Source organism: Candidatus Odyssella thessalonicensis L13 (assembly GCF_000190415.1).
GTDB classification, from domain to species: Bacteria; Pseudomonadota; Alphaproteobacteria; order Paracaedibacterales; family Paracaedibacteraceae; genus Paracaedibacter; species Paracaedibacter thessalonicensis.
The window spans coordinates 471157-483903 of record NZ_AEWF01000001.1 but is presented as its reverse complement, the minus strand read 5'-3'; the positions used below and the strand labels follow the sequence as shown (position 1 = coordinate 483903).

Genomic DNA, 12747 nt, shown 5'->3' with positions numbered 1-12747 from the left:
AGAAACGGTGCCGCCTTGAAGGCAGAATATTTAAATGACGCTGCAAATTCTTAAATTACCGCTGAAAATAGTATAGGCTAGCAAATTAGCAATATTCCTAAACGAGCTAACAAGAAAAATTGATCTCTGTACATGTAAAATTTGTGAGGTTTTCCTAGACAGCAACAAATTATGTCTTGATCTATAACAATTGATTAGGTGCTGTATACCCTCAAGTTTCTAAAATTAGCCTCTTAAAACCTATATTTTATAACAGTAAGCAATAAATAAGAGAGAAACGGGCAGAAAATCTTAATAATATTTCTTACTTTATAATGCAGCTCCGAATATATAAGACAAAGTTTTAACTTAAATGAAGAAGTATATGATGAAGTTGTCAAAAATAGTTTATTTTTGGGGTGCCTGTTTATTTTTAAATTTTACATTATCACAAGCAGCCCATATATCCAGTACACAAGTTGGGAGTTCTTCCTCTAGTTCCTCGGCTGCATCATTTAAAACACCGCTACAACAAGAGGCGGATGAATTCTTAAACATTTGGAATACAAGTCGCCCCACCTTTAAAGCAGACGATGAGGCTCAGTTTTTCAAAGGTTACGAAAATTATATTAACCAGATTATAAAAGGTGATAATTTAGCAGCTTTGACTGAAACTGACGGAGAGGATAATTTGCTCTCTTATTCTGGTAATTCCAGGCAGGAATTATTTGAGTCAGAGAATATTGAGTTAAGAAAAGCCGTCTATCAAGAGTTATCCCAGCTGTGGAAAGAATTAATCAATAAAGAAAACGCGTTTGCAAGTTATTTCCTAGGGTATGTATTAGCAGAAAAGATTCAGCCGGAAAGTTATAATACTCAGTATCATCGTATTATTTGTAATCTATTAGACTCTTCGAGTCAAAAACTCTACAGTCGGGCGACAAATTTTCTTTTAGAAAATATTCAGTGGCAAAAAACACTGGTCGACAGAAATCAGTTATTAATCCGCAGAGATATTATAGCGGCCCCTGACGAAGCTCTTTTTCATTATATAAAAACCCATGCTATAAAAGGTGAAACAAGCTGGAATGATTTAAAAATTCTTGAAAATATTTTATTGTATAATACTGCTACTCCTGAAGAATATTTAAAAGTTTACCGTAACTTAGCAAAAAGGCTTAAAAGCGCTCTAATCTTAAGAAAGGAAAAAGAGTCACCTTTGCGCATTGTTGAATTCTTTATTCTAAGCACGATAAGTGTGGCGACCGTACTGATGACGCAAGAAATAATTAATATTGTGAACGACAATCCAAATAAGATTCCTTATTACACTATTGGCTCCACACAAATTGCTGCAGCGATCATAGGAATAATAGTATCAGTGGTGAGTTATCCTTACATCACAAACTTAGTTTATAAATATCAGGATTGGGGTTTTAAAGGAAAACTTTTGCCGTCTTCTTATAGCGAGGATGAAATATCTCTGCAATCTCACCTTATTGCCCTTCTCTGTGTCGTGCTAAATAAGGCATATGACATTAGAAAATTAAACCAAAGGTCTTATATTAATAGGGTCCGAAAATTTATATTAGATCAGTTTGAAGTAGAGAGTAGAACTCTGAGTGGACTATTAAGTCAACATAATAAACAGTATCTGTTATTACCAGTAGGGAGGGACTGATGATAGAGAAACTAGCAAGACTAAGCGGTAAAAGCTTTACCGTATTTCTTGTAACGTTTTTATCAATCGCGGCGGCTTTTGATAATATGTCTCCAGCGGATAGCATCTACTGGAAAAAAATAGAAGAAGCTGTGCAAGGATATTGTGTAGATGATTTATTTGTCCACCATCAGCTGCCTCATAACTTTGAAGAATTTAATAGAGCCCACATGGCTTGCTTAAAAGCAGGGAGCTTGCTGAGGGATGGAAAGGGGGAGGAAGCCATTCCCTATCTAATATTTGCTGAAAGTTTTTATATAGCTGATAGCTTAAAAGAATTACACCGAATATATTTAGCTGAGAAATCCTTTTGTCAATATCGGGGAATTTCTTCTGCCACCTACGCGGAAATAAAGAAAAATTTTGTCACTCTATTGAATGCCCCTAATGATCCTGCGTCCCCTGCAAGCTTCGAGGCGTACATAGAGTATAAGAGGCGTCTTAATACTCTTTATACTGAGTATGATCAGATGACGCGGACCAATATTGCACAACTAGAAGAAAGGTATTATCGAACACCTTTGAGGGTGGTCGCTACTTATCTCAAAGATAAGGCTCGCTCTATCATAAAGAAGCGTTCCAGACGGCCAACAGTGATTGACTCTCAAGGTGCCACTTCTCAAATATTGGCGCATCCGGAAGAGCTCTGCTTGAGCTCTGATAAGGACATTTATTCAGAACTGATGCCGATGATTTCCTTACAAGAAAAAAAGCGCTTATAGTTCGTGTTTTTATAATCGTTACTCAAATGTGCTTGTCCATCAAATGGGCGTATTAGAGATTAAAGATCCCCCTAGAGGGCAGTATTTCTTGTCAAAGAATTTTCGTACATAGAAACCTACTGATAAATAGCTAAAAGGGCAAATCTTTCAGCTTAATTATCTCAGTAAGACACAGAGTAGATAAAAATTAAATCAGTTCAATTCCATCGTTTAACACTTTATACCTATGAAGAGGGGGCTATAAATAGAAGAGGGCCCAGGGCCGTCTTCTAAAATTTAATCCTATTCAGGAAAAGTGCCTAAAATAGGGTACCGATAGAGTTTTTTAGCATTTAATTTGGCTTGTAAAGTGTTGGCCCTTCTTCCTAGTCTTATTAAGACTTCTTGAAGCATTGCTTCCTTAGGACTAAAAATTATATATTGATTTAGGTAGTCATATATTGTACCTCCATTGTAATATTCTATTAAACAGAGAGCTAATACATCAAAGTAGAATTGCTCAGTTTTATCCATTCTCATAGGCTTACACGGCTTGAGTTCTTCCTTTACTGAATTTTTGAGTAATTTATAGAGGTCCGGCTTCTGTTTAAAAAAGTCTTTTAATGCTTGGACAAGATATAAGGCCTCCTTGCTTTTTACCGCCACAGGTTTTTGAAAATTTCTGCCAATGCATTGAACAATATTTTCCAGCTCTGAGGTGACAGTCATCCCAACTGCTTGAGCTCTTTCCAAAACTCTTTTGGGATAAAAATCTTTGTTAATTTCCTTCAATAAATCTGTTGGATCTTGAGCGTTAAAGCAGGGCTGTGCTAAGGGGGCTGCTGCCAAGACAGGTGCTTGCTCTTTAAGTCTTTTTATAAGGGGCTGAGATGAGGTAGGAAGTGCAATAGGATGAGTAGGATTTTCTAGCATCTTTCTCTTGGTTGGTAGTTCTGCAGCAGAAAACGACGAGGTGTTGGCTGGTGATCTCGGATCTGCCTCTAAGATGGGAACAGCGCTAATATGTTTTAAGGTTTGTTTGTGATCAGTAATTCCTGCTAAGGATTGGTGATCACATCTCTCCGTACCTATTTTATCCAAGGTTTTAGGTTTATCGTTAAATAAATTAGAATCGGACCTCCCAACAGAGGTTAAAAGCTCAAAATGTTCATTGCTTTCTTTAATTAAGGTGGTAAGGAAATCATCACAAGCACTGTCCGTATTAGCTAAAAAGGATGGTATCTCTTCCGCTTGTCTAAGGCTTGCCTCCAAGATGGCAATAGCGACTTCAGGTTTTGAGGGTGCTTTGTGATCAGGAACTTCTGATAAAGATTTATTACTACATTCCTCTGTAGCTATTTCATCCAGGGCCGCAGATTTATCGTTAAATAAATTATGGTCGGGCGTCGCGAAATAAGTTGCAAGGTCAAAACTTTCATTACTCTCTTCAAGTAAGTCGGTAAGGAAGTCATCATAAGCCATGCCAGTATTAGCTAAGAGAAGTATTAATAATAGTTTGTTCATTTATCTCTCTGAAGAATTATTGTTCTGTTTGCCTTAGCATAGCAAAGTAATCATCAAATACTCAATTTCTCTCCGAAGGATTTACTAGGACCTGCCTTGGCCTGTCAGTAAGAAATGCTCTTAAGGATTGCAAGGTCGGTCAGTGAGACATGCGGGTTACGTGGCGATAGCCTGAAACAGCGCAGACTTTTGTTCTTGCTCCTAAAACGAAGGCTTGCTATAAACAGTCTAGTTAAAACTAAGAATAAAAAACATTAGCTATTCAACTGTATATTTTATCTGTAAGTTATACGATAAGAATAATATATTATAATTATTAGGGTAAATTAATGACCTATCTTCATACTAAACTTGCGGCGCTTGTGTTCTTTTTAGGATTGCCTTATTGGGCTCTGGCTGCCGACGACTCCCCTCAAACTCAATATATTGCTCTATATCGGGGAATTCATTTCTTTAAAGGTATTTTTGCACCTTCAGATATAACTCGCGCTATCAATAGCTGTGAACAGGAACAGAATAGTCATCCTCTATTCTCCTCCACAGCAGGAACGCTTATAGGAGCTAATTATCTAACAAATCCTGACAACCCAGCTCTTTTATTAAGAAGTGGAGAATTAGTTCACAATACGCTTAAAAGGTATAAGGAACAGCATCCTGAGCATTATTACCTCTTCCATCAAACGTACACCAATAATCATTATAGATTTCATACATTACTGGGCGATAAAACCTACCCAGATAAAAAAGGCGCCTCCACCAACATTACTGCAGCAGAATTAGAGGCATTTAAAGCTTACAAAGAGATTTTTTTCGAAGAAGCTGAAGACCCTAAGTATAAGCTTGGAAGTATAAATGAGAAGGGTATTCATCGGAACTGCTTTGTGTCTTTCTCTCAGGGGCCAGAGCATGCCCTTAAATATGCCTTAGGCCTTAAGTATATGGTCGGAGAGTTTCTCCGCCCTAATTATAATGCTCAAGGAGTGCCGGAAAATGAATATCTTGGCAAACTCTACATTGCCTTATTGAAAAAGCAGGATTTTTATGCCTTGACTCCTACGTCTGTTCTTGATCTTCATGCCCAAAGGAAGCTTAAGATAAAAGTAAACCAAGACGATATCTTAGCAGAAGCTGAAGTGTCTTTCTTAGGTTACCTTGGTCAAGAGTATGTTAGCTGCGCTGTGGCGATTCAGGTCCCCTCCTTTAATAATGGGTACACAGCTGAGTATGAAGAAAGGTACGGGCTAAACCAGACCAGCTTTTTATATTTCAAAAATCTTAAAGAACGGATCAACGAAAAAGAATTTCTTAAAGAGTTATTAGAGAAGTATATTATTCCAGCCTACTCAAAAAGATTAAGTAGTAAGGTTGCCGAAATTCTTCAACGAAAGCAAGAGGGGTCTGTATTAACCTTTATAGGTTACGGTGAGCAGCTTGGAGAAGTATTCCCTAGCGCTATGTCGCATATCCTTCATCAGCTGTATGCCTTAAATGCTGCTGTGATATGTCCTGGCAAAAATACAGGTATAGGGAATCTGAACAAGAAATCAAAAGACACCATGGTTCGCAGATTCTCCTTTATTACAGAGCATGTCTCTCAATCTCAGGCTCTTATGTTAACTATAAAAGATTACTCTCTTAGTGGATTGGGAAGTAGGTTAAAACCTCTTCTAGGGAGCACGCTTGAGGTGCTTTCTCTTGTGAAGCTAGGTCTTAATTCTAAAGATGCGGCCCAGATTGCAGAAGCGTTAAAATCAAATACCTCCCTGACTGAGCTTAACTTAGACAATAATCCCATTAAAGACGAGGGAAGCAAAGCCATTGCAGAAGCATTAAAGAATAACAGATCTCTTCAAACCTTACAGATAACCAACACGCAAACTACGGCAGAAGGCCTTGCTAGCTTTGGTGCCTTGCTCGAGTATAAAAATGGCAAACAAAAGAATACATCATTGATAAAACTCCTTTACACGGACGTTAAAAATATTTCGAGCGGGATTCTAAAAAAAATTTCCGGCGGGTTGAGAAGAAATAACTTAAAGCAATATAGCACTGCGGCCGCCATGAATGAGACGGTAAGAAAGGAAAAAAGTGACGATCAGGATGATTTAATGCTGCAGTATTTAAAAGACAAAGGCATTACTCTAACTGATCTTCAAGTCGCTTTTGCCTCTCATCCTCAACCTGAACTGCAGGATTCAAACGAACAGTTCCTGCTGGGTGTAAAGTACTTTTTGGGCGTTCAAGCTCCGGCAGATTATGTCCAAGCTGCTCACTGGTTTAAGAAAGCCGCCGAGCAAGGGGTCGCAAATTCCCAGTATTGCCTGGCGATGATGCATATGGAGGGTCGAGGTATTCCTAAAAATTATAGGTTAGCTGTATATTGGTTTGAAAAAGCTGCTAAGCAGGATGTGACAGAGGCTCAATATAATTTAGGGACATTGTATCACGAGGGTACTAAAGTTCTTAAAGATAGCCGTAAAGCAGTGTTCTGGTATAAGAAAGCAGCTGCAAAAGGACATGCAGAGGCTCAATGTAACTTAGGATGGATGTATCAAAAGGGGGATGGTACTGAGAAAGATATGTGCAGAGCTATGTACTATTACATCGAATCTGCTCGGCGTGGTCAAGGTTTTGCCGGGGCCCAATATAATCTTGGGGTAGTATATGAGAATGGGCAGGACGGTATTGAGAGAAACGGTGCTTTGGCTAAACTCTGGTACAAGAAAGCCGCTAAGCAAGGATATGCAGATGCTCAATTTAAGCTGGGGGCAATGCATGAGCATGGGAAAGTCATTGCTAAAGATGGGCTTCAAGCCGTATTCTGGTACGAGGCAGCAGCGAAGCAAGGACATCGAGAGGCTCAATTTAACCTGGGCTGGATGTATGGAGAAGGAAGTGGAGTTGCTAAGGACGAGGCCCGAGCTGTGTTGTGTTACCAAGCTGCAGCTGCACAAGACCATAAAGAGGCTCAATGCAACCTGGGGGTAATGTATAAAGAGGGTCGGGGTATTGAGGCGGACAACATTTTGGCGGAGTACTGGTTAAAGCAAGCCGCTAAGCAAAAATATGCCCAGGCCCAATTTTATCTAGGTATGCTGTATGAACAAGATCTGAAAGGTATTAAGAAGAATCTTAGATTATCTGAGCTTTTCTACTTGGCGGCAGCAGAGCAAGGACATGCCAGTGCCCAATATAATCTAGGCATTATGTATTTTGAAAAAGGTGATGAGCGGGAATTTCCGAAAGCCATTCATTGGTTGCAAAGCGCTGCAAAAAACGGCGTTGAAGAAGCTGCTCATTTCTTCCATATATTAAAGCAAACCAGCTCTCAAGCCAGTGTAAAATCATAAGTGAAGGCAAAGAGCTTGGTCTCACTCACCAAGCCCTTTGCCGCCCTCTCAGCCCTTATGCACAATTTCCAGCAGATGCTCAGTAGCTTTTAGACCAAAAGAAAAGAGTCGCCTTATAACTCTTACTCTTAATTAAAGCATGGGCATAGCAAAAAAAGCGGAGTCTTGTTAGCTATCAGAGCTGATATTGATAACAGGTGAGGCGCCTCTATCACTACACAAAGTCACCAGCAGATTGGAGACAAGAGAGGCCTTTTGCCCTTCAGAAAAATAAGAAAGTTCCTGAGTATCTAAAGAGGTAAGGGCAGATCTAACCATGCCAATCGCTCCTTCGACAATTTTTTCTCGTGCAGCGATCATTGCCTCTGCTTGTTGCTTTTGTAGCATAGCACCTGCAATTTCAGGAGCATAAGCAAGATGACTTATTCTGGCTTCTACGACCTTAATGCCTGCAAGTTCCATCCTTGCTTCGAGCTCAGTTTGGAATTCCTTAGTTATCAGTTCACCTCCACAGCGTAACGATTTAGATTCTTCTTCAGCATTCTCATAGGGGTAATGGGAAGCTAGATGCCGTAGCGCTGACTCTATTTGGGTGGTAACATACGATTCATGATCCTCAACCTGCAATAGCGCCTTATAAGGGTCATTGACATGCCAAACCAATATTGCTGCAATTTCTATTGGATTTCCCTTCTTATCATTCATTTTTAGCTGAGCACTGTGAGAAGCTTTGACGCGTAAACTTATCGACTTAGAAGTAAATAAAGGGCAAACCCAGAAAAATCCAGGGGTATTTAAGCTTCCGATGTATTTACCAAAAAATAAGAAAATGCGACCTTGATTAGGCTGAATTACATTGCTTCCACAGAGCAGACTTATGATCATCAAAATGATAGATAGTACCGTAAAAAAGGCTATACTTTGCGGCATAACGGCTACCAAAAACACTATTGAACTAATTGCGATTAGAACGCTGATAAAGCCGTTAAAGGCTTTCAACTGAGGCGCTATCATTTAATTTCTCCATTTAATTTATAACGATTATAACTTTAAAAATTATAGGCTATCGTTTCAGAAAACGGCTAACTTTTTAACTTTATTTGTGGTATTTACGGAAGCTAAAAAAGAGAGCCGCTATCTTGTAACATAGCTTCTGAGGCCAGGTTATATTGAATGCTTCTTCAGCATCAGCGACACCGACAGGGCGGTTGAAGGCTTGAAAGAAGCTTTTTATAGAGGCGCATTTTTATTCTAGGCCCGCTAGAAACCTCGAGCTTTATTACCTATCTGGCGTCTGCCAAGAAGGGATAGAGTATTTCCTTAAAGCTAGAATAATATCTCTTCGTAAATAAGCTGAGTATATGTCCAGAACTTATTATACTTTTCTTACAATAATGTCCGCATTCAGGCCTACACCCTATGCGGGCATTTTATATACATTGTCATTATGCACCTGATCAGCAACAACACTTTTTAGAGGTAAGAAGAATAAGTGCTCTGGGCGGCAACCCGCGCGTATCTATAAAAGTAAGGTTTTTACAATTATAGAGGAAATAATCTCCTATTAAAGTGATATTAGCCAGTCCCCGGGCATCTAATGAAGTAAGATTTATGCAATAGGAGAAGAAATCACTTCCAATGGAAGCGACATTGGACAATCCTTGAGTATCAAAAGATACAAGATTACTGCACCCCTGGAGAAAGCCATTTCCAATAGAAGCAACATTCGATAGTCCTTGAGTATCTATAGAAGTAAGGTTGTCGCAGTAGGAAAGAAAACCATTTCCAATAAAATCGACATTGGACAATCCTTGAGTATCAAAAGATACAAGATTATTGCACATTTGGAGAAAATCATTTCCAATGAAAGTGACATTGGATAGCCCGCGCGTATCTATAAAGATAAGCTTGTCACAGTTGGAAAGAAAATCACTTTCAATGTAAATGACATTGGACAGTCCGCGCGTATCTATAGAGGTAAGGTTGGAGCAATTCGACAGAAAACCATTTCTAATCGATCTGACATTGGATAGTTCTTTGGTATCAAAAGATGCAAGACTGCCACACCCCTCAAGGAAACCATTTCCAATGGATACGATATTCGATAGTCCTTGGATATCTATAGAAACAAGCTTTTTGCAATAACGTAGGAATCTATTTCCAATAGAAGTAACATTAGATAGTTCGCGCGTATCAATAGAAGTAAGGTTGCGACAATTGGGGAGAAAATTATTTCCGATGGAAGTGCAGGTGTTACTGGCAAAAGTTTTTCTTCAAATTTAATAGATAAAAGTCATCGACGCACGCTTTGGTGAGAAAACAGGTTTCTCTCAGAGCTAACTTTGCGTCAGCATCAGAAGAAGCGGCAATACTGGCGAGAATCTCGGTCGGAAGATCGAGAAGAGTAAGCCGATCAGGATCGTGAACCTCATTATCGGGGGAGATCATTGCCCAGGGAGAGCACATAAATAAAATCTTAAACACTTCCATGGTCGTATTCAGTTTTCAAAATTTTCCCCTGTCTAAGGATATGAACTTTATATTTTAAGCGTAAACTTCGAGGGATAAGTAATGCAATAGGAGTACCACTCAACTAAATCAAAAATTAGCAAAGGAGAAAAGAAGAGGGGATGACAAAGAATGGATCACCTTTAGCAAGGCCATGGTAGCTTCTTATAAGATTTGAAGGCGATAATTATTTGATCTTATCAACGCTACTGTAAAGTTATGCAGAGTTGGATTCTAAAACATTCTATAAGGCCGGTTACTTGATCAAGAGAGAGGGTATTTCTCTCAATTGCTAAAGAGGTCTGAATACTTTTAATATTATCTGATCGTCTTAAAGGAAGAGGAGTATCTGCTAGCTGACGACCTATGATTAGGCCTAATTCTCGACTAAAACCCTGACAGAGCTTTAAAATTAGAGGGTTTATTTTAAAAGGAGGCGTACATTCATAATCTTGATAGTATCATCTGATATTATCATTGACCAAATTATTTAGAATTAGATTGTGTGGCTCTGATTACTGTACACCCTAATTTAGATAGGGGTTCTAGCCCCATAACTTAATTTCTTAAAAGCGCAGTTAATAGCTCGCTTGCTTGAATTCTTTGTGCTCTATTCATAGAGCTGTCTGCGATAAAAGAAGTAAGAGATGAAATATCTTTTTCATCATCGATGATTTTCATCTCATCATTAATCTCTATACGACCGTCTAACTTCATTTTAATTTTAAGAATTAGAGCATTATGACGGATTTCTTTTGCGAATTTAACATTCTCACTGACTTGAGCCAAAAGCTGATATGCTTGATTATCGGTTAATTCTAACGTCCTTCTCTCAGCTCTCATCACGCCTCGATAATAATTTGCAATAGCACACTTTTCCTCATCTAAGGCTTGGTCTTGGCTTGCATGAAGGAAAAGAGTATAGATTTCAGCATTCGTTAATGTGGGGGCTCTTCCTTGAACTGCCCTCACAGCTCTATAATAATTCGCAATAGCGTGCTTCACCGCATCTAAAAGTGGTTCTTGGCTTGCTTGAAGGAGAAGAGCATAAGTGTCCGCATCCGTTAGTGCTGGCACTCTTTCCTGAGCTCCCATTACCCCTCTATAATAATTGGCAATGGCGCGTTTTTCTTCATTTAGAAGATTTTGCTCACTCGCTTGAAGAAGAAGTTGGTAAGCTTGGTCATCCGTTAATCCTAGCATTCCTTCGGCTCTCATCATGCCTTTATAATAACCTGCCTCAGCGCGCTGCAAAGCGAATAAGAACTGCTCCTCATTGACTTGAGAGCGCAGCTCCATGATTTGAGCAGCCGTTAATCTGGCGGCCTTCCTCTGAATTTCTATCACACCTCTATAATAATCTGCACGAGCGCGCTTTAAAGCAGGTAAAGACTGATCTTTGCTTACTTGAGAGAAAAGCTCTTCAGTTTGGGCATCCGTTAATTTTGACGTTCTTCCTCTCAATCCCATTACAGATCTATAATAATTTGCAATAGCACGTTTCTCATTATCTAAAATTTGTTGTTCGCTTGCTTGGAGTAAAATCTCATAAATTTGCTCATTCGTTAATTCTGGTGCCATTCTTTTAACCCCCATCACACCTCTATAAAGATCAGCAACGGCACGATCTTGAGCAGAGAGAAGCTGATTTTGGCTTGCTTGAAGGAGAAGTTGATAAGCTTGATCATTGGTTAATGCGGGTGCTCTTTTCGTTGCCCCCATCACACCTCTATAAAGATCAGCAACGGCACGATCTGGAGCAGAGAGACGTTGATCTTGGCTTGCTTGAAGGAGAAGTTGATACGCTTGATCATTGGCTAATTCGGGTGCTCTTTTCGTAGTGCCCATCATGCCTCTATACAAATCTGCATAAGCCCGCGTGTAAGGAGAGAGAAAACGATCTTGGCTTAGTTGTTCTAAAAGATGATAGGCTGTCGTATCATCAACAATTTCAATCTTATTAGCAATGCGTTCATAAGCTAGCGATAATTTTATTTGAGCACGCTTTTCATAGGGGAGGCTTGCGTTTTCAAGCGCTTCTCTAAAATCTTCATAAGTCTTATTTCGAGAAAGTAACCCATCTAGTATTTGGGAAGGCGTTGCTTGCTGAAAAAATTCTTCTCCTAGGGGTGGTGAAGAGATTGAAGGCATCTGTTGTTCTGCTTCATTATCTTCTGGTTCATCCTTAATGGGAGTTGCTGCTACCAAGAGTTCTGCTAAAGGGTTGATTGCGGTCGGATGCTGCTGAATAGTCGCTTCTTGTAGTGACATTAACACTTCAATCCCCTCAGCTTCCTTCTCTTTCTTTATATCTCTCTTCCTTTTTCTGTCATCACCAACAGCAGGGACAGAGGATCTACCTCTATCTAGCAAAGACACATTAGTTTCTGGTAAAGAAGTTAGGGCTGTGGTAGGCACATCACTTTCTCGGCGCCTTATTTTGGTTGGATGCTTCTCTTCATTTTCACAAGGATCAGTAAAATCAGCTGCGTAGCATAGAGACAGAGATGAGGTAAGTGCTAAAAGGCAGATACTATTTTTCAAAACAAGCATAGTTTTTATCATTATTATTTTCCTCTTATTGTTTTCTATAGAGCTGCATATAAGCTCTACTATGTGTTTAATAAAGAGTAAGATTTTTTGGACTAGGTGCCCTTACGCTATCTTCTCTACACAAATCTTAAGCTATATATAGGGACTAAATATTAAGGTTTCCAATTAAAAAATGGTCACTTATAAATTATGAGGATTTTAGATCCGGTTAACCAATAATTAGTGCGATGCATGTCATTGCGCGACTGACTCTCTTTTCTTTTAAAGCCTGCAGAGTCAAGGTTAAAGAAAAGTCTTTCCCTGCGCTCGGTGTACGTTTTCTTCATTTCAATTAGGGCTAAGGGAATTCTTGAGGGATTAAGAGAAGGTGTAAATTGGGCCCGATTGCTATGAGTTTTACTATGAAGTAACA

8 protein-coding genes are annotated in these 12747 nt (G+C 39.2%); 3 read left to right on the top strand and 5 right to left on the bottom strand.

Going from position 1 to position 12747, the window contains the following annotated elements:
* Window positions 1–352 precede the first annotated feature (352 nt).
* A complete protein-coding gene (locus HMO_RS0102355) occupies window positions 353–1660 on the top strand; it encodes a hypothetical protein (protein WP_139016801.1) in 1308 nt (435 codons plus the stop codon).
* A complete protein-coding gene (locus tag HMO_RS0102350; protein WP_010298261.1) occupies window positions 1660–2421 on the top strand; it encodes a hypothetical protein in 762 nt (253 codons plus the stop codon). The genes HMO_RS0102355 and HMO_RS0102350 overlap by 1 nt, the downstream gene beginning before the upstream one ends.
* Window positions 2422–2703: 282 nt before the next feature.
* Here the strand turns inward: HMO_RS0102350 and HMO_RS0102345 are convergent, their stop codons facing one another.
* Window positions 2704–3924, bottom strand: a complete 1221-nt coding sequence (locus tag HMO_RS0102345; protein ID WP_010298259.1) for a hypothetical protein — start codon at window positions 3922–3924, stop codon at window positions 2704–2706.
* A gap of 329 nt (window positions 3925–4253) precedes the next feature.
* Here HMO_RS0102345 and HMO_RS15375 point away from each other — a divergent pair, with 329 nt between their 5' ends.
* On the top strand, window positions 4254–7274 hold the full coding sequence (locus HMO_RS15375) for a tetratricopeptide repeat protein (RefSeq protein WP_010298256.1): 3021 nt from the start codon (window positions 4254–4256) through the stop codon (window positions 7272–7274).
* A gap of 168 nt (window positions 7275–7442) precedes the next feature.
* Here HMO_RS15375 and HMO_RS0102335 read toward each other — a convergent pair whose 3' ends face one another.
* The 4 genes from HMO_RS0102335 to HMO_RS0102320 form a co-directional block, all read right to left on the bottom strand.
* Window positions 7443–8288 (bottom strand): SPFH domain-containing protein, encoded by an 846-nt coding sequence (locus tag HMO_RS0102335; RefSeq protein ID WP_010298254.1) that lies wholly within the window; start codon window positions 8286–8288, stop codon window positions 7443–7445.
* Window positions 8289–8731: 443 nt separating this feature from the next.
* The gene (locus HMO_RS17490; protein WP_083821221.1) at window positions 8732–9514 is read right to left on the bottom strand and encodes a leucine-rich repeat protein; all 783 of its coding nucleotides are present in this window, start codon (window positions 9512–9514) and stop codon (window positions 8732–8734) included.
* A gap of 13 nt (window positions 9515–9527) precedes the next feature.
* On the bottom strand, window positions 9528–9764 hold the full coding sequence (locus tag HMO_RS0102325; protein WP_010298247.1) for a hypothetical protein: 237 nt from the start codon (window positions 9762–9764) through the stop codon (window positions 9528–9530).
* 576 nt (window positions 9765–10340) lie between these two features.
* Window positions 10341–12347, bottom strand: coding sequence for a hypothetical protein (locus HMO_RS0102320; RefSeq protein ID WP_010298244.1), 2007 nt, complete (start codon window positions 12345–12347; stop codon window positions 10341–10343).
* Window positions 12348–12747 lie beyond the last annotated feature (400 nt).

Bases quoted from the DNA above. Each gene is read 5' to 3' on its own strand.
- HMO_RS0102325 (WP_010298247.1), bottom strand. From the start codon at position 9,764: ATGGAAGTGTTTAAGATTTTATTTATGTGCTCTCCCTGGGCAATGATC.
- HMO_RS15375 (WP_010298256.1), top strand. From the start codon at position 4,254: ATGACCTATCTTCATACTAAACTTGCGGCGCTTGTGTTCTTTTTAGGA.
- HMO_RS0102350 (WP_010298261.1), top strand. From the start codon at position 1,660: ATGATAGAGAAACTAGCAAGACTAAGCGGTAAAAGCTTTACCGTATTT.
- HMO_RS0102355 (WP_139016801.1), top strand. From the start codon at position 353: ATGAAGAAGTATATGATGAAGTTGTCAAAAATAGTTTATTTTTGGGGT.
- HMO_RS0102345 (WP_010298259.1), bottom strand. From the start codon at position 3,924: ATGAACAAACTATTATTAATACTTCTCTTAGCTAATACTGGCATGGCT.
- HMO_RS0102320 (WP_010298244.1), bottom strand. From the start codon at position 12,347: ATGATAAAAACTATGCTTGTTTTGAAAAATAGTATCTGCCTTTTAGCA.
- HMO_RS0102335 (WP_010298254.1), bottom strand. From the start codon at position 8,288: ATGATAGCGCCTCAGTTGAAAGCCTTTAACGGCTTTATCAGCGTTCTA.